This window comes from Streptomyces sp. NPDC048523 (assembly GCF_043199815.1).
Lineage (GTDB): Bacteria > Actinomycetota > Actinomycetes > Streptomycetales > Streptomycetaceae > Streptomyces.
The window spans coordinates 146,985-167,919 of record NZ_JBICWQ010000004.1 but is presented as its reverse complement, the minus strand read 5'-3'; the positions used below and the strand labels follow the sequence as shown (position 1 = coordinate 167,919).

Here is a 20,935-nt window from a genome sequence, read left to right as displayed (position 1 = left end):
GTCAGCTGTCCTTGCGGAGGGCGTGGGCGAGGAGGTCGAGGAAGGAGCGGTTGATGAGGCTCGACTCGGCGGGCCTGAGCGGGCGGCGGGACAGCATCGCGGCCTGCCCGTAGAGGGCTTCGGCGCTGGTGCGGGCCAGCTCGGGCTCGTCGATGGTCACCGCGGTGCGCACCAGCGGGTTGAGCTGGTTGAGGATCAGCTGGGCCCGCGGGGCCTCCTGGCGCAGGGCGCCGAGAATGTCGCCCCACACGCCGCCCTGCTGCTCGCGCGCGAGCTGGGAGCGGGTGCGTTCGTGCCGGGCCTCGCGGCTGTCGAGGAGGAGGGCGGGGGCGGAGGCGGGCTGGAAGGTGCGCAGCGCGACATCGCAGTCGAAGACGGCGAGGGCGTCGCGGGCCTGGGCCAGGTAGGCCGCTGCGGCCAGCTCGGTCTCCCGGTCGACGGGGTCGAGGTGGGCGGTGAGGGTCGCCGGATCGAGGTCGGCGACGCTGACCTCGGGCCTGACCTCGGGCAGCCGGTGGACCAGTGCGCGGTCGTAGGTGTAGCCGCCGTTGACGACGCCGAGTCCGGCGGCGGAGGCGATGGCCGCCACCTGGCGGAACTCCTCGACGCTCGAGGTGACGAGCACGGTGCGGTGGGTGCGCGCGAACTCGTCGAGGGTGGCGTGTCCGTCGGTCGTCTCGAACGGCAGCCAGGGCAGCAGCATCCGCATGATCTCGTCGTCGTGCACCGCGAGCGACTTCACGGCCAGGTGGTGGACCTGGAGGAAGCGGCCGAGCAGTTCGGGATCGCTGGCGGCGGCCCGGGCGATCCACGCGCGCAGGTGTTCGGCGAGGGCGTCGCGTACGGCGGCGAGGGTGTCGTCCTCGTACAGGGCCTCGCGGGACGCGGTCGGGCGCAGGCTCTCGGCGTCGATGACGCAGCGGACGAAGAACGCCCAGTCGGGCAGGATCTCCTCGGCCTGCTCGGACAGGAGCATGCCTTTGACGTGGACGCGGTGGCCGTGGCGGCGCCCGGCGGGTACCGCCTCGGGCAGCACGCAGGCGATGCCCTTGAGGCCCACGGCCGGCAGGTCCAGTTCGATGGTGTCCAGCGGCGTGAACCCGAAGACCTGCTCGCCGTAGGCGGCCAGGGCGCGGGAGCGGGCTCCGGGGGTGGGGTGGGTGCGCGCCCAGGGTGCGGGCTCGGGGTTGACGGGTGCTCCCACGGACGCGCCCGGTTTGCCCGGTCCGCCGGTGCCGTCGTCGAAGGTCACCGGGTGGCGCAGCAGGGACCCGAAGTGCCGGGCCAGCGCGTGCACTTGGGGCGGACGGGTCCACTCGCCCGCGTCGGCGCGGGGCGTCAGCGTGACGGTGGTGCCGGGCCGGGGGCGGGCGGTGGTGGGCAGGGTGCGGACGGTGTAGCTGCCGTCGCCGCGCCCGCGCCACTCCACGGCGGGTGCGTCGGGGGTGCGGGCGGAGCGGCTCAGGACGTGGATCTCGTCCGCGACCAGGAAGCAGGAGAGCAGGCCGATGCCGAACTGGCCGATGAAGTCGGCTCGTTGGTCGGCGATCTGCTCGGCGCGCTTGCTGCTGCGGCCGATCGTCGCGAGGAAGGTGTGCACGTCGGCCTCGGTGAGACCGACGCCGTCGTCCTCGACGCGGACCACGGCGCCGTCGGCATACAGGCGGATGCCGAACGCGTCGGCCGGGGCGCCCTGTTCGAGGCCATGGCGGGCGGTCAGCGCGTCCACCGCGTTCTGCAGGAGCTCGCGCAGGTAGACGCGGGGGCTGGAGTAGAGGTGGTGGGAGAGGAGGTCGACGAGGCCGCGCAGGTCCACCTGGAAGGTGCGGTCGGCGGCGGCGTGGTCGGGGGTGTCGTGGCGCAGAGGCATGGGCAGTCCGGGGAGAAGGAACGGCGGGTGGGGGCGATGGTCCGGCCGGGACGGGCGGGGACCGTACGGCCTTCGGCTCAGAAGGCCTTGCGGAAGCGTGCGTAGGCTTTCTGGGGGTCCGCCATGAACGTCCACGGCCACTCGGTGAAGACACCGTCCAGCTCGCGGAAGACATTGGAGGCCTTGCTGCTGCCCGCCAGCGAAAGGGCCATGGCGAAGATGTTGTAGTCGCCCTGCCAGCCCAGGCCGCGTTCGTACGCGTGGTGCAGGATGCTGCGCTCCGCGGCCTCCCTCAACTCGGCCCGGATCCGCGGGTCCTGCAGGCAGTCACGATCCTCGGACTCCACCCACTCCTCGATGTGGGCCATGGCGACCACACAGCCGAGGCGGTGCCCGTCGGGCGCGCCGGCGAAGGCCTCGCGGGCGAACGCCAGCGCCTGGCCCGGCTCGCCGCTCCATCGGGGCTGCAGCTGGGACACCCACTCGATGTGGGTCTCCAGGTCCAGCGGGTCGCGGCGCAGGGCGGCGTCGCGCCGGGTCTCGTTGACGGCGGGGCCCAGCGACATGCCACGCCCCGAGGTGAGGAGGCGGCGCCACGGGGTGACCCAGTCGGGCCGCAGCTCGGCGGCTTCGAGCAACTGCTCCTCGGCGATCTCGAGTCGCTCGTGGAAGATCCGCCACTGCTCCTGTGTGACGTCCACGGCGCGTGCGGAGGTGCGGGCCTCCCAGCCCCAACTGATGTGGCGCGCCCCGGATATCAGCAGGGCCGTGGCCCGGTGCTCCTTGTCCTCCTCGACGGCCCGCCCGATCCAGTCCTGCAGACCGTCCAACTCGGCGAGTTCGCTCAGCACCGCGTGGTCACGGCCGAGATCGAAGGGAGCCAGGGCCGACTTGACCGCCTCCCAGTCACCGGTGTCGGCCGCTTCCACCAGCGCGAGCACCCGGGTGTCCCCGAGGGCGCGCAGCCGGTACGTCCCGTTCTTCTGTCTGCGCGGGACGGGCAGGGCGTACGGATTCGCCCCCGGTCTCTCCGCATCCTTTCCGAACAGCTTGCCGAACATGCCGCGCCCTCCCCTGGTCCCGCGTGATCGTTGGTGCAGCATAAACGGCCCCACCGACACCGCCGTCCGGGCCGCTGAGCTGCTGGGTCACCGCCGGGTTACCCGGTCACGGAAAAGTGCGTTCTTCCATGTCAGCGGACGCTCTCCTACGGTTTTCCAGTAACCACAAGAGACTACGGGCGTGCAGCGCCCGACGATGGAGGCACAGAGGATGGCCATCACCTTGCTGAATCCCGAGGGACTGCCGAAGATCGACGTCTACCGGCAGGTGTCGATCGCGTCCGGCACGAGGCTGGTCTTCGTCGCCGGGCAGGTCTCCTGGGACGCCGAGGGCCGCACGGTCGGCGAGGGCGACCTCGCCGCGCAGGTCGAGCAGTGCTACCTCAACGTCGGCACGGCCCTGGCGGAAGCCGGCGGTTCCTTCGACGACGTGGCGAAACTGAACGTCCACGTCGTCGACTGGACGCCCGACAAGATGCCCCAACTCCTGGAGGGGATCTCACGGGCGGCCGCGAAACTGGGAGTCACCCCGGTTGCGCCGGCCACACTCCTGGGCGTCGCGGCACTGGACGTCCCCGACCACCTGGTCGAGGTCGAGGCCACCGCGGTCCTCGACTGAGCGAGGCGCCCGTACCGTTCTCACCGGCCGTCCCGTTGTGCGTGTGCCTCGGCGAGGAGGAGGTAGGCGGCGGCCGTCCAGGTGTAGGCGCGGTCGCGCAGGCCCGTGCCGGCCAGGGCGTCGAAGTTCTCCGCGAAGCCGTGGTTCTCGCACAGCGCGCGGAAGCGGGTGCTGATCTCGTCCGCCAGCCGGTGGTGGCCGCCGCGGCGCAGGCCGTCCTCGACGAGGATCGTGGCGGGGGCCCAGATCGGGCCGCGCCAGTAGCCGTCGGGAAGGTAGTGCGGCGAGGTAGGCAGCTCGGTGGCCAGGCCGTACGGGGTCAGATGGGCCTCGATGCGTTCGGCGAGCACGCCACTGATCTCGCGCGGCAGGTGCTCGCCCAGGACGATGGGCATCAGGTCGAGCAGACTGGACGTGCTCCAGGTGTCGCCGCTGTCGACGCCCCGGGTGACGAACCGGTCGCCGGTCCAGAGCTGGTCGAGCATCGCCCGCTGTGTCTCCTCGGCGGCCCGCGTCCACCGACGGGCGTCGTCCGGTCTCTCCAAGTACGCTGCCAGGTCGGCGAGTTCATGCAGCTGGAGGGTGAGGAAGGCGGCCAGGTCCGCGGTGACGACCACGCGCTCGGGGTCGAAGGTGGTGGCGTTGTCCCAGCCGCTGTCGTTGCCGTGCTGGTAGTGCGGCAGGGCGGCGCCGGGAGCGCGCCGGGCGGTGAGCCAGAACTCCGTCCAGCGTTCCAGCCGGTCGTACGTCCCGGTCAGCTCCGCCCGCTCCAGGGGGGTGGGCAGCCGGCGGCGCAGATGGCCGAACGCCCAGCCGTGGATGGGCGGTTTGACGAAGTTGCGGAGCACCTCGGAGTGGGTGACGGAGTCGGGCAGGGCACCGCTGTCGTCCTGGTGGTCGAAGGGCAGCTGGAACTGGTCCCGGGCCAGTTCGGGGCAACCGGACGCCAGGGCGAGGGCGTTGAAGCAGTGGTCCCAGCTCCAGACCTTGTCCATCCAGTGCTTGGACATCAGGACGCCGGGCCGGGTGACCAGACCGGCCGGGCGTACGGTCGCCGACCACAGGACGTAGGCGGCGAGTTCGGCGGCCGGGGTGGTGGACGAGCGCCAGGGGGCCACGGAGTCGACGAAGTCCGCGAAGGCGTTCCGCGTGGCCTCGACGACCTTGCCGAAGGCCGCCGACGACGCGTAGGGCGGGCGTGCGGTGTCGAGTTCCTCGAGGGCGATCTCCCATCCGCCGTCCGCGCCGGCGGCGACGGTGACGCCCCGGTCGGCGCTGCCCAGGGCCTGGCTGCCGAACACCTCGGACACCGTGCCGGACAGCAGGGTGATCCGGTAGCGGCGTCCGGTCTCGTACGAGGTGAACACGTACGCGTCGGCGGCCGCTTCGCGGTAGAAGTACGTCCCGCTGAACGGGGTCAGGGTCCGGGCCGCCGCCGAGATCCGCAGCGGGGCGCCCGCACCGCGCAGCCGTACGGTGTCCGGCGTCTCGTATGCGAGATCCACCCGCCCGGCCGGGCCGGTCCAGCTCAGCAGGGCCGGTGTTGCCTCGACCAGGGTCTCGGCCCGCTCGCCCGTGGCTGCGTCGAGGGGCACGAGGCTCAGGACGGCGTGCATGCCGTTCTGGTGCGAGACGAGGTGGAGGTCCTCGGCGCGCGTCTTCTCCGCAAGCACGGGGGAGATGCCGAACCAGGAGCCGTGCGTGCTGAACGGAATGTCCTGGACGGAGAAGGCCGGGCCGGAGCGGTCGGCGGTCATGAAGAGGCACTCGTTTCTCGAGCAGGGATCGTCAGGGGGGAAGGCCGCGCCGCGCAGGTCAGTCCTTGACGGCGCCCGCGGTGACGCCGGCGGCGACATAGCGCTGGGCGAGGACGAGGATGACCGCGGCCGGCAGGGAGGCGACGACGGCGGTGGCCATGATGGCGTTCCACTGTTGGTTGTTGTTGCCGATGTAGTGGTAGATGCCGAGGGTGATCGGCTCGTGGGCGCCGCCGCCCGCGAGGGTGCTGGCGAAGATGAAGTCGGACCAGGACCACAGGAACGCGAACAGCGACACGGTGACGACGGAGTTGCGGCTCATCGGCAGTACGACGGACCAGAAGGTGCGCAGGGCCCGCGCTCCGTCCACCTGCGCGGCCTGGAGGAGTTCGCCGGGGATGCCGGACATGAACGCGGTGAAGATGAGCACCGCGAAGGGCACGGCGAGGGTGGAGTCGGCGACGATCAGGCCGGGCACGGACTGGAGCAGGCCGAGTTGGAGGTAGATGGCGTAGAAGCCCATCGCCATGATGATGCCGGGGATCATCTGGGCGGCCAGGAGGACGAAGCTGAGGATGCCGCCGCCGCGCGGGCGCAGTTTGGCCAGTGCGTAGCCGGCCGGGGCGGCCAGGGCCACGGTCAGGGCGACGGTGCCGAGGCCGATGACGAGGCTGGTGCCCAGGTAGGGCAACTGCTGGTCGATGACGGCCCGGTAGCCCTCCAGGGTGGGGTGGGCGGGGAACAGGTCCGGCGGGCTCTTGCGCATGTCCTGGTCGCGAGTGAGGGACACGTTGAGCATCCAGTACACCGGGAAGAGCATGATCCCGGTCAGCAGCAGGCCGAGGGCGGTCTTCAGGCGGGTGGTCATGACAGCGCCTGCTTTCGCTGGAGGCGCACGTAGATGAGGCCGAAGACCAGGGCGGCGAGCACGAGCAGGTTGCCGACGGCCGCGCCGGGGCCGAAGGCGGGCAGCAGGTTGCCGAAGCCGAGCTGGTAGGACCAGGTGGCGAAGGTGGTGGAGGAGTCGGCCGGGCCGCCCTTGGTCATGATCCAGATGATGTCGAAGACCTTGAGGGTGTAGACGAGACCCAGCAGGAGGGTAATGGCGGAGACCGGGCGCAGCAGCGGGAAGGTGATGCGCCAGAAGCGCTGCCAGGCGTTCGCCCCGTCCAGGGCCGCCGCCTCGTACAGGCTGGCCGGGATGGACTGCAGGCCGCTGTGGAGTACGACCAGGTTGAACGGGACGCCGATCCAGATGTTCGCGATGATCACCGAGGTCAGCGACCAGGTCGGCGAGGTCAGCCAGTTCACCGGGTCGACGCCGACCGCGTGCAGGACGGCGTTGACGATGCCGGAGTCGCTGTTGAGCATCCACGACCAGGTCGACGCCGACACGATCAGCGGCAGCAGCCAGGGCACCAGGAACAGGGCCCGCAGGGTGGCCGAGAGCCGGAAGTGCTGGCTGAAGAAGACCGCCAGCGCCAGACCGACCGCGTACTGGAAGACCAGGCACACGGCGGTGAACACCACGGTGTGCAGCAGCGCCGGGGCGAAGGTCGGGTCGTCGAAGACCGTGCGGTAGTTCGCCAGGCCGGTGAACGGGGCGTCGCCCCGCACGAAGGAGCGCACGGTGTAGTTGCGCAGGCTCAGGTCGAGGTTGCGGTACAGCGGATAGGCGTAGAAGAGGACGAGGTAGAGGGTGACCGGGGCGAGGAAGGCCCAGGCGGCCCACTGCGGGGAGGCGGGCCGGCGCCGCGCCTCGGGGGCCGCGCCCTTGGAGTCGGTCCGCGGGCGCGGCACTTGTGTCGTCTGGCTCATCAACTGGCCCTGGGATGCGCTCACTTGACGGCGGACTGGGCGTCGGTCAGCGCGTCCTCCGGGGACTTCGAGCCGCTGAGCGCGGACTGGACGGCCTTCCACATCTGCTCGGAGATCTTGGGGTACTTGGTGCCCAGGTCGTCACTGGTGCGTCCCTTGGCCGCCTTGACCGCGGCGACCCAGGGCGTCAGCTCCGCGTTCGCGGCCACCTGCTTGTCCTGGACCTCGGCGGTGGGCGCCACGTAGGACAGCGTGGTGTCGGTGTCGTACAGGTTCTGGGTGCTGGTCAGGCAGGTCGCCAGCTTCTGTGCGGTGGCGTAGCGGCCGGTGTCGTCCTGCACCGGGAGGGTGACGAACTCGCCGCCGGTCGGGGCGGCCGCGCTGCCGCCGGAGGCGCCGGGTATCGGGAGCACGCCGTAGTCGAGGCCGGCCTTCTTGGCGTTGCCGAGCTGCCAGGTGCCGTTCTCGGCGAAGGCGTAGTCGCCGGTGGCGAACTCCTGCCAGCTGGTCGTCTGGGTGTTGTTGAGGACCGAGTTGGGGGCGTAGCCGGCCTTGACCCAGTCCTTCCACAGGGAGAGCGCCGACTCGCCCTGGGCGGAGTCGAGTTGCGTCAGCTTCGCGCCCGCGCCCCAGAACCACGGCAGGAACTGGAAGCTGCCCTCCTCGGTGCCGATCGCGGAGAACGTGATGCCCTTCTTGCCGGCCTTCTTCACCTTCTCCAGCGCCGCCGTCAAGGACGTCCAGTCCTTCACCGAGGCGATGTCGACGCCGGCTTCCTTCAGGACCTTCTTGTTGTAGTAGAGGGCGAGGGTGTTGGCGCCGATCGGGGTGCCGTACGTCTTGCCGCCCGACTGGCCGGCCGCGAGGAGGTTGGGGTCGACCTTCGAGGTGTCCAGCTTGTTCTCGTCGGTCGTGGTGAGGACGCCCCCCTCGGCCAGGGTGGAGACGACCGGGTTGTCGACGATGAGGATGTCCGGGGAGTTGCCCTGCTGGGCCGCCAGCAGGGCCTTGTTCGTCAGGTCGCTGGTGTCGAAGCCCGTGCGCTTGATCTTCACGCCCGCCGCGGTGCCGCACTTGTCGAGCAGCTTCGTCCAGGCCGAGCCCTTGGCGAACTGCGGGTACGGGTCCCAGACGGTGTACGTGCCGCTGTCGGCGCCCTTGGTGCCGCTGCTGCCCGAGCCGGAGCCACAGGCGGTGACGCCGGTGGCGACGGCCAGGGAGATCAGGACCGCGGCGGTCGGACGGTGCCGTCTGGAGAAGCTGTTCATGGCGGGTTCCTTCGGTCTGAGGCATGCGGGTGCCGCGGCGGTGGGTCGCGCGGAGAAAAGGGCACCGCGAACGACGCCGTCGAGGGTTCGGGCGTCAGCGGTGTGACGGGTGACGAGTACGTGAGGGACTGATCAGGTCTGCGGGGTCCCTGCGGGGCCGGTGCTGGCCCGCAGGGAGATCGGTGGGGTCAGGAGGTGTTGCCGGGGTGGCGCGTCGGAGTGGTCCAGCCGCTCCACGAGCAGGTCGACGGCGAGCCGGCCCATCTCGGCCGCCGGTACGTCGGCCGCGGTGAGCTGCGGGGTCACCGTCTCCGCCCAGCGGTTGGCGACGACACCGGTGACGGAGAAGTCGCGCGGCACATGGCGGCCCGCGTGGGCGAGCCCCCGGTAGAGGCCGCCCAGAGCGGCCTCGTTGAGGGTGACCAGAGCCGTGGTGGCCGGGTCGTCGTGCAGGATCCGTTCCAGGCAGGCCTGGCCCGCGGCGGCGTCGTCCCCGCAGCAGTACGTGCGCACCGTCAGCCCGCGTTCGGCAGCGGCTTTGGTGAAGCCGTCCAGGCCGCGGTGCGCGGACTCGTACCCGGTCCTCAGGAGTTGTTCGGGCCGGTTGACGAAGGCGATGCGGCGGTGACCGAGGTCCGCGAGATGGTGGACGCAGGCCGCGGCCAGCGCGGTGTGGTCCAGGGCGACGTACCAGCCGTCCTCCGGGTGGGCGGTGCGGCCGATGGCAACGGAGGGGAAGCCGAGGGCGGCCAGGTGATCGGCCCGGTCGTCCGCCAGCCTGATCTCCATCAGGATCGCGCCGTCGACCCGCCGTTCCCCCAGCAGCCGCTGGAAGGAACGGTCGCTGTCGACGCCGCTGGGCGAGAGCAGCACGTCGTAGTCGTAGGCCGCGGCGGCCTCCACCACGCTGCCGATGAAGTCCAGTTGCATGCCCGTGTAGTGGTTCCCGGCGGGCGGGAACACCAGGCCGAGGGTGCTGGTGCGGCCGTTGGCCAGGGCGCGGGCGCTGGCGCTGGGCTGGTAACCCAGTTCGTCGACGATCCGCTGGATCTTCCGGCGCGTGTCCTCCGACACGGGGCGCTTGCCGCTCAGCGCGTAGGACACGGTGCTGCGCGAGACACCGGCCCGCCGGGCGATCTCACCGATGTTCACGGCGACTCCTCGGGGCAGGGCGACCGGCTGTCGAACCGGTTCGCGTGGAAGTGAACGTAGGAACTGCCCGGGCCGGTGTCAATACTCGTGCGGCAATCCCTGGTGGGAACCGAGCAGTGGCGAGATCTCTGCGTCGAGGGGATTGCTGGCCGGATGGCCCGGTGCTAGCTTCGCCGAACCGGTTCGGCGCAGTCGCCCCGTGGCGACTCCCCCGCCACGCCGTCACAGAGCCGCCCCACCCGCCTCCCTCTCCACGTGTCTTGTCCCCCCACGCCCGCTCGGATCGAATCGGTTCGACGGCGACCGAGGCGGGCCGACCCGAACCCGTTACTCGACGATGAGGACGAATCCATGTCATCCGCTGACAGAGCCGCCCGCCGCCGCGCGCCGGCCGCCATGGCACTGGCCCTCGGCGCGGGCCTGCTGGCCGCGCCCGCCGTGCCCGCCCACGCGGCCGAGGCGCCCGGGCCCGCCGCCCGCTACACCTTCGACCAGGACGACCTCGCGTCCGGAAACATCACCGACAGCTCCGGCAACGGCCTGACAGCGAGCCTGGTGAACGCCGCGACGGCCCAGTCCGTGGCGGGCACGGACGGCGGCAAGGCGCTGGCCCTGCCCGGCGGGGCCCCCACCTCCGACGGTGCCTACGTCCGTCTGCCCCGCGAAGTGGTCGGCGACGCGAGCGACCTGACCGTCTCCGCCCGGGTGAAGTGGAGCGGCGACACGTCGTCCTGGCAGCGCATCTTCGATCTGGGCACCGACACCAGCAGGTACCTCTTCAGCACGCCGTACAACGGCAACGGGCTCTTCCAGACCTCCGTGACGACCGGCGGAGGCGGCGCGGAGACCCAGGTCCGCGGCTACGCGGCGCTGCCCGCGGACGCGTGGCGCACGGTCACCGTCACCCTCGACACCACCGCGGGGCGGCTCACCACCTACCTCGACGGTGTGGCCGTCTCCTCCGCCGCGACCGCCATCAAGGCCAAGGACCTGCTGAGCGGTTCGGCGACCGCCGCCGGCTACATAGGCAAGTCCCTCTATCCGGACCCGCTCCTCAAGGGCGCCGTCGACGACTTCGCCGTGTGGCACTCGGCACTCAGTGCCGAGCAGGTGGCCGGCCTGGTCGGGACCGTGCCGACCCTCCAGGGCCTCTCGAAGACGTCCTTCGACGTCCGTACGACCGACGGAACCGCCCCGGCCCTCCCGGCCGCCGTCCGCGCCACCTACTCCGACGGCTACGACCGCGACACGCCCGTCACCTGGGACGCCGTACCGCCCGAGAAGTACGCCCAGCCGGGGACCTTCACGGTGGCCGGAACCGCGGCCGGACGGGCGGTGAAGGCGAACGTCACCGTGGTCCGCGAGGGACAGCTCACCGTCGACCTCGGTTCGGACACCGGCGCCTTCCACGGCGGCGCCTCCGGCACCCTGTACGGCGTGTACGGGCCGGACGTGCCCACCAACAACCTCATCGAGGGCATGGGCCTGCGCACCGTCTCCACCAAGGCGCAGGACGGTCCGCAGCACCCCGGCGCCGACGCACTGGACGTGGTCAAGCCGCTCGCCGACTCCACCGACGGCGATGTGTACATATACATGACCGACATCCACCGCGGCTTCCCGTACGAGTGGCCCGGCAGCACTCCGCAGGAGAAGCTCAAGCTCTACGAGGCGAAGATCGCCAAGCAGGTCGACCAGGTGCTCCAGTTGCCGAAGCAGTACCAGGACAACATCGTCTTCGTGCCGTTCAACGAGCCCGAGGGCAACATGTTCGGCACCGGCGAGTGGAGCTACGACAAGGTCAGCTGGCTGAGCGACCCCAAGGACTACTTCGCCGCCTGGGACGAGGCCTACAAGCTCATCAAGGGCAGGATGCCCAGCGCCCGCATCGCCGGTCCCAACACCAGTGTCCTGTACGACCAGGTGAAGGGCTTCCTCACCCACGCCCTGGCCGCCGGCACCCTCCCGGACGTCATCACCTGGCACGAGCTGAGCCACCCGGAGGCGGTGCGCACCAGCGTCGCCAAGTACCGGGTCTGGGAGAAGGACCTGTTCAAGGGGACCGACCGCGAGGGCACCCAACTGCCCGTCAACGTCAACGAGTACGCCTTCAACTACCACACCTCGGTGCCCGGCCAGATGATCCAGTGGGTCTCCGCGATCGAGGAGTCCAAGGTGGACGCCGACATCGCCTACTGGAACATCGACGGCAACCTCTCCGACTCCGCGGTGCAGTCCAACCGCGGCAACGGCCAGTGGTGGCTGCTGAACTCGTACGCCTCGATGAGCGGGCACACCGTGACGGTGAACCCGCCGTTCCCCGGCGAGAACTACACCATGCAGGGCGTGGCCACGCTGGACGAGAAGAAGAAGCAGGCCCGGCTGCTCTTCGGCGGCTCCACCGGCAAGGGGCACATCACCTTCTCGGGCGTCCCGAAGAAGCTCTTCGGGACGAACGTGCACGCCTGGGTGAGGGAGATCGAGTGGAGCGGCCAGGTCGGTGACTCCTCCGGCCCGAAGCTGCTCACGGAGACGAACCTGAAGGTCGCGGACGACGGCACGGTCGCCGTCGACTTCGGTGCCGGCGCGCTGCCGAAGCTGAAGGAGTCCTCGGCGTACGAGATCGTCCTCAGCCCGGCCGGGAAGGCGGCGAAGACCCAGTCCCCGCCGGTGCGTTGGCAGGGCTCCTACGAGGCGGAGGACGCGGCGCACACCGGGTCCGGCTACTCGAAGAACGGCCCGGAGGGCTCCACCTCCGACGTGTCGAAGTTCTACACCTCGGGCGGCTACGACGTGGGCGGGCTGCGCACCGGCTCGGACGTCACGCTCGACTTCACCGTGGACGTGCCCGAGGACGGCACCTACGACCTGAGCGTCTTCGCCAACTCCCTCAACACCTTCGACAAGGTGAAGGAGCAGGGGCCCACCAACGTCTTCCTGCGCGTGGACGGCCAGGCCGGCACCGAGCAGCAGTTGTATCTGCCGCTCGGCTACAAGTGGGTGGTGTGGGACCACACCGACACCAAGGTGAAGCTCACCAAGGGCAAGCACACCCTGACGCTCGCCGCGAAGAGCCTGGACGGCACGCGCGTGACGAAGGGCGACGCCATCGTCGACCGCCTCACCCTCGCCCTGCCGGGTGCCTCGGCCGGCACGCAGGTGCACGAAGGCGAGTTGGCCTGGCTGTCCGGCGGAGCGCAGCCGGTCTACAACCTGCCGGGCTCGGGCTCGGGCGCGGCCCGGGTTGCCAAGGGCCAGAGCGCCACGTTCTGGGTCTACTCCCCCGCCGACCGTGAGGCCACCCTCCGGGTCGACACCCTCGGCGGCACCGGCGCCCGGCTCTCCGTCAACGGGCACGACGTGCTGCGCCTGGCCAAGGACAGGAACAGCGTCGCCGTCTCCCTCTCCGGAGGCGTCAACAAGGTGACGCTGACGGGCGGTTCGTCCGCCACCCTCGTCGACCGCCTCACGGTCACGCCGAGCGAGGGCGCGCTCAAGGCGCGTACGTACGAGGCCCAGAGCGCCGTACTGGCGGGCTCGGCCACGCTCACCCCGCTGTCACTCGCCACCGACGGCACGGCGATCACCGGCATCGGCGGAGACCCGGGCAACGGCAACACCGCGACGTTCACCGTCACCGCGGACAAGGCGGGCCTGTACGCGCTGCGCGTCCGCTACTCCAACCCGGAGCAGTCCGAGGCCACCCACTACAACCCGGACCCGCTGGCCCGGCACGCCGACATCAGCGTCAACGGCGGCGAGACGCGGCGCGTCGGCTTCCCGCACAGCTTCCACGAGAACAACTTCTGGGAGCTGACCATCCCCGTCACCCTGAAGAAGGGACAGAACACGATCCTCTTCCGCTCCGAGGAACTGCCGAACTTCGACGGCACGACCTACGCCTCGGACACCTTCCCGGGCGTCCTGCTCCGCTCCCGGTACGCGCCGCTGATCGACCGGATCACCGTGGCGCCGTACGCACGCGAGGTGCGGTGAGGTGATCCCTGGCCCCGGCGGCGCGGTGAGGCGCCGCCGGGGCCCGGCCTGTGTTCAAGGTCAGCGGGACACCCGGTAGTCGTCGCCCCTCCTGACAAGGTTCCAGCTCCCGCTCACACAACCGTTCCCAGCCTCAGCAGTACCGCCGTGTCCGTGCGCGGCAAGCACACGGTGAGCGTTCCCTCGGTCGCGTCCCACTCCGCCGTGGCGTCGGCCGTCGTGGGCTGGAGCACCTCCGGGCGCAGTGCGAGGCCCCGCAGGTGGGGAAGCGGGAGCGTACGGCTCGACGGGGCGTCGGCTCCCTCCCGTCGCCACACCGCGAGGTAGGTCGCGTCGCGCCCCCGCAGACCGTGGGCGATCCAGGCGTCCTCCCAGTCCGGCAGGCCCAGCGGCCAGAAGGGGCGGGCGTCGGCGATCTGCGGCCGGATGTCCTTGTACACGCGGATCGCCGACCGTACGAGGTCGAACTGCTCCTCGTTCATGCGGTCGAGGAAGCCCGAGAGATGGACACGGCCCAACAGCGCGCCGGTGAGGGTGAAGGCGATCCGGTCGGTGGTGTGGTCGGGCTGGGGGTAGGCCCACACCGCGGCCTGCTCGGGGGCCACGGCGGTGGCGGCGGACGCGGCGATGGGCGGGTAGCGCAGGGGGTCCTGCTGGTCGCTGGTGGACTGGAGCTGGGCGACGGCGAGTTGGGCGTAGTCCATGCGCAGACCGCCCGAGCCGCAGCTCTCCAGGACCAGGCCGGGATGCCGGTCGAGCAGGCCGGACATCCAGTCGAGGTGGGCGCGGTGATGGCCGAGCAGGCCGGCGCCGGGGCTCTCCGGGCCGCTCTCCGTGCCGGGTCCGATGTTGATGTTGTAGTCGAGCTTGAGGTACCCGACGCCCCACTCGCCGACCAGCCGGTCCACGACCGCGTCGAGGTGGGCCCGGGCGGCCGGGTGACGCAGGTCCAGGTGGTGGCGGCCGTGTTCCGTCACCCGCAGGCCGCCGCGCCGGAAGAACGCCTCGGGCGGCAGGGTGTGGGCCAACGGGCTGCGGACGCCCACGACTTCGGGCTCGAGCCACAGTCCCGGGACCATGCCGAGGTGCCGGATCGCGTCCAGCACCTCCTGGATGCCGCCGGGGAAACGCCCCCGGGCGGGCTCCCAGGCACCGACGGCGTCCCACCAGCCCTGCGCGTCGTCGTCGTACCACCCCGCGTCGATGACGAAGATCTCGGCACCGGCCCTCGCCGCCGCGTCGACCAGCGGCAGCAGCTTCTCGGTGGTCGGGTCGCCCATGAGGGTGTTCATGTAGTCGTTGTAGATCACCGGCAGGGCACGGTGGTCGGGGTGGTCGCGGCGGATCAGCCTGCGGTAGTCGGTGAGTTCACCGAAGGCCGCGTCGAGGCCGCCCGTCGCGCCGCCGACGAGGACGGCGGGAACGGTGTGGAAGTCCTCGCCGGGCGCGAGGGTGTGCTGCCACTGGTGGTGGGCGTCGTCGGGGCCGAACAGGGCGACATAGGCGGCGCCCTCACGTTCGCCGGTCTCGAAGCGCCAGCCCGCGCTGGACTCGATCTGCCACAGCCAGGTCCGCCCGGCACGGTCGGTGAGCGCTCCGATCGGCAGATGGCGGCCGGTGGACCAGCTCCCCTGCGAGAAGCGCTCGAAGCAGCCGCGTCCCTCGTGACCGTGCGCGAACCGGCTCAGTTGGACGACGTGGTCACGGAAGGGGGCCTGGCGCCAACGGCACTCGGCGAGCCAGTCGTTGTCCGCCCAATGCAGGGTCAGTCCGTCGAGCCCGCCGCCCGCGTCGGTGATGCCGCCGACGGTCAGGGTGCTCACGCTCTCCAGCCGCAGCGGTGCGTCGCCCTCGTTGACCAGCCGCACCCGTGAGCGCAGGAAACCGGCGCCAGGAGCCGTCTCCAGGACCACCTCGGCGGCCAGGCCGGTCTCGGGGTCCGCGAGCCGGATCGTCGTACGCTCGCGGCCCGCCTCCCGGACCGTCTCGTGGTCGCGGTAGGTCAGGCGCTCGCCGATCGCGGTCTCGATGAAGCGCTCCCCCGACCACAGGCGTCCGTGCCCGGTGGCGATGACCTCGACGAGCGGCACCAGAGCGGCCGGGTCCTGACCGGGCGCCCCCAGCCGGACCGATCCCGTGGCGTCCAGGACGGCGTGCAGCCCGAGTTCCGGGTGCGACCAGAGACGGGATCTCTCGAGTGTTCCGACGACTGCGGTCAACGCAATTTCCCCTTCCGGGATGGTTCGGTACTGCCACGGTCTCACCGGGCTGAGCTGGGAATTCGCGCTCGGCGGGAGAGAGTTGGCCGCGTCGGCGGTTGTGTTTGAAAGGTAAATCCCCAGTTACGGTCTCTTGACGCCCGCGATGTGACCGCTCACAATCCTCGCATGCATGTGACCGGTCACACAAGCTTCGGCGGCCAGACCGCCCCCTCCCCGGGGCAGCGCAGGCCCGCCAGCATCCGCGATGTCGCCCAGGCGGCAGGCGTCTCCTACCAGACCGTTTCGAGGGTCATCAACGGCCGCCCGAACGTGAAGGAGGAGACCCGCGGACGTGTCGAAGCGGCTGTGCGAGCCCTGGGGTTCAGGCGCAACGCCACCGCGTTCGCCCTGGCCAGCGGGGTGACCCGAGCAGTCACGGTCCTCACCTCGAACACCGTCCTCCATGGCTACGCGGCCACCCTGCAGGGTCTGGAGGAGGCGTCCCGCGCCGCCGGGTACGCGCTCGGCGTGCGGGTGGTGACACCGGAGAACGACCTGGACCGTACGGTCGCCGCGGCCGCCGACACCGGTGGCGGCCTGGTGGTCATCGGCTACGACCGTCTCGGCGCCGCCGTCCTGGACCGCGTACCGGCGCATGTGCCGTGCGCGGCCCTGGTGGAGGCGCCGCCGCCCGGCCGGACCCCCCGCAGGCCGGCCGTGTGGGCCGACGACCGGGAGGCGGCCCGGACCGCCACCGCGCACCTCCTCGCGCTCGGGCACGCGACCGTGCACTACGTGGCGCTGCCCGCCTCGACCGGAACCCGGGGCACGGCATCACCGCGCGCCGAGGGCTGGCGTCGGGCCCTCAGGGCGGCCGGTGTGGCTCCTCCCCCGCCGTCCGGGCGGGGCTGGGACGCGCAGGCCGGATACGAGGCGGGCAACAAGCTCGCCCGGGACCCGGCCGTCACCGCGATCCTGTGCGGCAACGACGACCTGGCCCTGGGTGTCCTGCGGGCCCTGCACCACGCCGGCCGGCGGGTACCGCAGGACGTCAGCGTCATCGGCTTCGACGACGCCCCGCACTCCGCCTTCCTCACTCCGTCCCTCAGCACGGTCCGCATGGACTTCCACGGCCTGGGCCGCGCCGCCTTCGGTCTGCTGCGGGCCCAACTCGACACCGACCGACAGGAGCCCGCGCACGTGCCGGCCGAACCCACCCTCGTGCACCGCGAGAGCGCCGGCCCGCCCGGTTCCTGAACCGGACCGGCATCCGGCCTCCCTCCCGTCCCCTCCCCGACAGCCCCCGCTCTCCGCCGTACCCCCGCGGCTGCTGAACCCGACCGACACCCGACCACCCGCCCTCCGCCGCACCGCACGCCTCCCGACTCCGACCGGCACCCGGCCTCACGCCCCCGACAGTCACCCGCCCCGACCGGCACCCGGCCTCACGCCCCGACAGTCACCCACCCTCCGCCGTACCCCCGCGGCTGCTGAACCCGACCGACACCCGACCACCCCCCCCTCCGCCGCACCGCACGCCTCCCGACTCCAACCGGCACCCGACCTCCCGACTCCGACCGGCACCCGACCTCACGCCCCCGACAGTCACCCGCCCTCCGCCGTACCGCATCGCAGACACCCACCGCAGCACCGCACCGCGATCTCCGCCGCACCGCCTCTGACCCTCACCCTCACCCTCCGCACGACCAAGGATCCCGCCATGAGAAGAGCCGTCTCCGTCCTCGCCACCGCCTGTGTCATCGGGCTGACCGCCACCGCGTGCAGCGACAGCACCGCCGGCGGCAGCGGCGCCGCACCCACCGGGTCGGTCGACGCCACCGCCTCCCTCAAGGGCGTCAAGCTCACGATGTGGGTCGCCCAGAACAGCGTCTCCGAGCCCAAGCAGGCCATCGAGGCGTTCGAGAAGGCCACCGGGGCCAAGATCTCCACCGAGGTGATCCCCGACCCGTACGAGTCCAACGTGCCGACCAAGCTCGCCTCGGGCACCAAGCCGGACCTGATGTTCTGGCAGCCCACCGGCAGCACACTGCCCTTCATCCAGCCGGCCCAGAACCTGCTCCAGCTCGACAAGGAGGACTGGGTCTCCAAGCTCGGCAAGACCGAGCAGAGCCTCGGCCAGGTCGACGGCCACCGCTACGCCGCCATCGTCACCAGCCCCGCGGTGCTCGGCGTCTACTACAACAAGGCCGTCTTCAAGAAGGCCGGCATCACGAAGATGCCCACCAGTTACGACGAGCTGCTCGCCGACGCGAAGACCATCAAGGAGAAGGCGGGCGTCGCCCCCTTCTTCGAGGTCGGCGGCGACAAGTGGCCGCTGCAGTGGCAGGTGCAGCTCCAGATGACGGACCTGTCGCAGACGTTCTGGGACAGCCTCAACAAGAACAAGGACTCCTGGACGAACAAGACCATCGTCGACGCCATCACCAAGTACAAGACGAAGGTCCTCGACGGCGGGCTCGCGCAGAAGAACTACAAGACCGCGACCTTCGTCGACCAGGGCAAGGCGATCATGGACGGCAGCGCCGCGATGGCCGTCAACGTCACCTCGCTCCAGTCCGAGATCCAGGCGACCTTCGACACCGCGGACATGGACGAGAAGCTGGGCTGGTTCCCCCTGTCCAACAGCGCCGCCAAGGCCGAGTACTCGCCGGACCAGACCAACGGCGTGGTCGCGTTCAACACCGGTGACGACAAGCGCCAGAACGCCGCCCGGCAGTTCCTGTCCTTCTGGCTCGGCAAGGACTACCCGGCCTACATCAAGGCCAACAAGCTCGTCTCGGTGCAGCCGTCCGTGCCCAACCCCGCCGGACTGCCGCAGACCGCGATCGCCCAGGCCGAGGCGCTCTCCACCGCCACCGGTGTCTTCCAGGTCAAGGCGCTGACCGCCCCCGACATCCACCTCGCCCTCGCCGACATGATCTACGGCAAGAAGAGCCCGAAGCAGGTCGCCCAGGCCGCCGAGGACCAGTTCGACCAGGTCCTCAAGGCCCGCGGCGTCTCCGGCTTCTGACCGGCACCATCCCCTGGCGGGTGCCTTGCGGGTCGCTCCGGTGGCAGGGGGCCCGGCGGACGAGCTCCAACCGCTCGGGCGGACTGTGCTCCTCAGCCGCGTCGTCGCCGGTCGTCCCGGAGCGGAAGGCGTCTCGGCATCCCCCGCTCCGCGTCCGGGCGCAGCGCATCGCACCCCGCTCGGCCCGGCCCGCCTCCCTCGCGGCGCCGGTCGGAGCGGACCCGGTCCCAGGACACCCTCAGCCAGCCCCATCCCCGGGCCGCCCGTCGGCGGCGAGCCCGGGGCCCCGTACCGGAGGTTGAATCGTGGCGGACACAGCCACCCTCGGCGTCGGTGACGCCACGCGCACGCAGGAAACGGACCGGGCCGCGCGTCCCGGCCGGCGCGGGCGGTCCCGTCGCGGGGCCAGCCAGCCGTGGTGGTTCGCGGTGCCCGCGCTCGCCGTGTTCGGGGTGTTCTTCCTGCTGCCGAACCTGCTGAACTTCGTCTACCCGTTCACCGACTGGTCGGCGTTCCACCCGCAGATCGGCTTCGTGGGCTTCTCGAACTTCTCCACGATCCTGCACGACGGGTCGATGGTCCGCGACATCCGCATCACCCTGGAGTACGCGGTCCTCGTGGCCGTCTTCCAGAACGGCTTCGGTCTCGGGCTCGCGCTGCTCCTGGAGCGCGACACCCGCTTCAACCGCTTCTTCCGCGCGGTGTTCTTCCTGCCCGTGCTGATCTCCGCCCTGGCGGTGGGCTACATCTTCCGGGCCCTGCTGGCCCAGGACGGGGCGCTCAACGGCGTGCTGTCCTCGCTCGCGGGTCACCCCGTCGACACGCCCTGGCTCGGCTCGACCACCTGGACGCTGGTCGTCGTCACGCTCATCCACGGCTGGAAGTGGATGGGGCTGGCCATGCTGATCTATCTGGCGGGGCTGAAGAGCATGCCCGGTGATGTGCTGGAGGCGGCCCGGATCGACGGGGCCGGTGGCTGGCGGACCTTCTGGTCGATCAGGTTCCCGCTGCTGGCACCGGCGGTGACGTTCAACGTGACCACCGCGCTCATCGGCTCCATGAACACCTTCGACATCGTCCAGGCCACCACGGCGGGCGGACCCGGCAGCGAGACCGAGGTGTTCAACATCTACATGTTCCGCATCTTCGGTCAGGGGCTCTACGCGCAGGCCTCGGCGATGAGCCTGGTGCTGTTCCTCATCGTCGTGGTCCTCGCCGTGCCCGTCATCGTCGGTCTGCGCCGCAGGGAGAACAACCAGTGACCACCGTCGGCGCGTTCGCGCCCGTCCACCGGCGCCCGTGGCGCTGGGTCCAGCCCGTCGTCGTGCTGCTGATCGCCGCCGTGACCATCGGCATCCCGCTGTGGCTGGTCGCGGTCACCTCGGTCAAGCCGCAGGCCGAGGCCATCAAGCCCAACCTGTCCCTGCCCCACCACGCCCAGGCCGCCGCGAACTACCAGCAGACCTTCGACGAGGGCAAGATCGTCCAGGGCTTCGTCAACAGCCTTCTGGTGGTGGCCCCTTCGGTCGTCCTGGTCCTGCTCCTCGGGGCCGGTGCCGCCTGGGTGTTCGCCCGTCGCAAGGGGCGGCTGGTCAACGCCCTGTACGCGCTGAGCATCAGCGGACTGCTGCTGCCCCCCGCGGTGATCACCATCGTCATGGAGCTGCGCCAGCTCGGCCTGGCCGGCACCCGGCCCGGCATGATCGGCGTCTACGCCGGGATGTACCTGTCCACCTCGATCTTCTTCATGACCGGGTTCATCCGCGCGCTCCCCGAGGAGTTGGAGGAGGCGGCGCGCATGGACGGGGCCGGTCCGGTGCGGGTCTTCTGGCGCATCATCCTGCCGCTGCTGCGGCCGGTCATCGCCACCGCGACGATCATGGTGATGCTGTTCGCCTGGAGCGACATCTTCTACGCGTTCTTCGTGCTCGGCGGCGGGGACAGGGCGACCCTGCCGCTCAACCTCTACCAGGTCGCCAGTGCCCAGCTGTACCTCAACAACTGGCATCTGATCTTCGCCTACGTCGTGATGATGAGCCTTCCCATGGTGCTCGTCTTCGTCATCGCCCAGCGCCGCATCGTCTCCGGCATCACCAGCGGCGCCGTCAAGTAATCCCACCCCCGAAGCCGTCCGAGCCTCCCGCAACGGTGCGGGAGGAGGA

At 70.8% G+C, this 20,935-nt stretch carries 14 protein-coding genes; 6 read left to right on the top strand and 8 right to left on the bottom strand.

Going from position 1 to position 20,935, the window contains the following annotated elements; all coding sequences use genetic code 11:
* Nucleotide 1: 1 nt before the first annotated feature.
* Both ACGFWE_RS21645 and ACGFWE_RS21640 read right to left on the bottom strand, forming a co-directional pair.
* Nucleotides 2–1,870 carry an HSP90 family protein gene (locus tag ACGFWE_RS21645; protein ID WP_352386836.1) on the bottom strand — a complete coding sequence of 623 codons (1,869 nt, stop codon included), beginning with the start codon at nucleotides 1,868–1,870 and terminating at the stop codon, nucleotides 2–4.
* A gap of 77 nt (nucleotides 1,871–1,947) precedes the next feature.
* A complete protein-coding gene (locus tag ACGFWE_RS21640; RefSeq protein ID WP_393601004.1) occupies nucleotides 1,948–2,931 on the bottom strand; it encodes a hypothetical protein in 984 nt (327 codons plus the stop codon).
* A gap of 211 nt (nucleotides 2,932–3,142) precedes the next feature.
* Here ACGFWE_RS21640 and ACGFWE_RS21635 point away from each other — a divergent pair, with 211 nt between their 5' ends.
* Nucleotides 3,143–3,550: a RidA family protein gene (locus ACGFWE_RS21635; RefSeq protein WP_352386840.1), complete on the top strand. Its 408-nt coding sequence runs from the start codon at nucleotides 3,143–3,145 to the stop codon at nucleotides 3,548–3,550.
* 20 nt (nucleotides 3,551–3,570) lie between these two features.
* Here ACGFWE_RS21635 and ACGFWE_RS21630 read toward each other — a convergent pair whose 3' ends face one another.
* From ACGFWE_RS21630 to ACGFWE_RS21610, 5 genes are all read right to left on the bottom strand, one after another.
* On the bottom strand, nucleotides 3,571–5,307 hold the full coding sequence (locus ACGFWE_RS21630) for an amylo-alpha-1,6-glucosidase (RefSeq protein ID WP_393601002.1): 1,737 nt from the start codon (nucleotides 5,305–5,307) through the stop codon (nucleotides 3,571–3,573).
* Between the two features lie 58 nt (nucleotides 5,308–5,365).
* Complete coding sequence (locus tag ACGFWE_RS21625; protein WP_352386844.1) at nucleotides 5,366–6,175, bottom strand: carbohydrate ABC transporter permease; 810 nt, start codon at nucleotides 6,173–6,175, stop codon at nucleotides 5,366–5,368.
* Nucleotides 6,172–7,125 carry a sugar ABC transporter permease gene (locus tag ACGFWE_RS21620; RefSeq protein WP_352386846.1) on the bottom strand — a complete coding sequence of 318 codons (954 nt, stop codon included), beginning with the start codon at nucleotides 7,123–7,125 and terminating at the stop codon, nucleotides 6,172–6,174. The genes ACGFWE_RS21625 and ACGFWE_RS21620 overlap by 4 nt, the downstream gene beginning before the upstream one ends.
* 20 nt (nucleotides 7,126–7,145) lie before the next feature.
* Nucleotides 7,146–8,393 (bottom strand): extracellular solute-binding protein, encoded by a 1,248-nt coding sequence (locus tag ACGFWE_RS21615; protein ID WP_393601000.1) that lies wholly within the window; start codon nucleotides 8,391–8,393, stop codon nucleotides 7,146–7,148.
* 132 nt (nucleotides 8,394–8,525) lie between these two features.
* The gene (locus ACGFWE_RS21610) at nucleotides 8,526–9,545 is read right to left on the bottom strand and encodes a LacI family DNA-binding transcriptional regulator (RefSeq protein ID WP_352386850.1); all 1,020 of its coding nucleotides are present in this window, start codon (nucleotides 9,543–9,545) and stop codon (nucleotides 8,526–8,528) included.
* A 396-nt stretch (nucleotides 9,546–9,941) separates the two neighbouring features.
* Here ACGFWE_RS21610 and ACGFWE_RS21605 point away from each other — a divergent pair, with 396 nt between their 5' ends.
* Complete coding sequence (locus ACGFWE_RS21605) at nucleotides 9,942–13,541, top strand: LamG-like jellyroll fold domain-containing protein (RefSeq protein ID WP_393601948.1); 3,600 nt, start codon at nucleotides 9,942–9,944, stop codon at nucleotides 13,539–13,541.
* Nucleotides 13,542–13,654: 113 nt separating this feature from the next.
* Here ACGFWE_RS21605 and ACGFWE_RS21600 read toward each other — a convergent pair whose 3' ends face one another.
* Nucleotides 13,655–15,760 carry an alpha-galactosidase gene (locus tag ACGFWE_RS21600; protein ID WP_393600998.1) on the bottom strand — a complete coding sequence of 702 codons (2,106 nt, stop codon included), beginning with the start codon at nucleotides 15,758–15,760 and terminating at the stop codon, nucleotides 13,655–13,657.
* Between the two features lie 168 nt (nucleotides 15,761–15,928).
* Between ACGFWE_RS21600 and ACGFWE_RS21595 the strand changes: the two genes are divergently transcribed.
* From ACGFWE_RS21595 to ACGFWE_RS21580, 4 genes are all read left to right on the top strand, one after another.
* A complete protein-coding gene (locus ACGFWE_RS21595; RefSeq protein WP_393600996.1) occupies nucleotides 15,929–16,999 on the top strand; it encodes a LacI family DNA-binding transcriptional regulator in 1,071 nt (356 codons plus the stop codon).
* Nucleotides 17,000–17,462: 463 nt separating this feature from the next.
* Nucleotides 17,463–18,773 (top strand): ABC transporter substrate-binding protein, encoded by a 1,311-nt coding sequence (locus tag ACGFWE_RS21590; RefSeq protein WP_393600994.1) that lies wholly within the window; start codon nucleotides 17,463–17,465, stop codon nucleotides 18,771–18,773.
* Nucleotides 18,774–19,078: 305 nt separating this feature from the next.
* Complete coding sequence (locus ACGFWE_RS21585) at nucleotides 19,079–20,035, top strand: sugar ABC transporter permease (protein ID WP_352386857.1); 957 nt, start codon at nucleotides 19,079–19,081, stop codon at nucleotides 20,033–20,035.
* Nucleotides 20,032–20,886: a carbohydrate ABC transporter permease gene (locus ACGFWE_RS21580; RefSeq protein WP_328975254.1), complete on the top strand. Its 855-nt coding sequence runs from the start codon at nucleotides 20,032–20,034 to the stop codon at nucleotides 20,884–20,886. The genes ACGFWE_RS21585 and ACGFWE_RS21580 overlap by 4 nt, the downstream gene beginning before the upstream one ends.
* The last annotated feature ends 49 nt before the right edge of the window (nucleotides 20,887–20,935 follow it).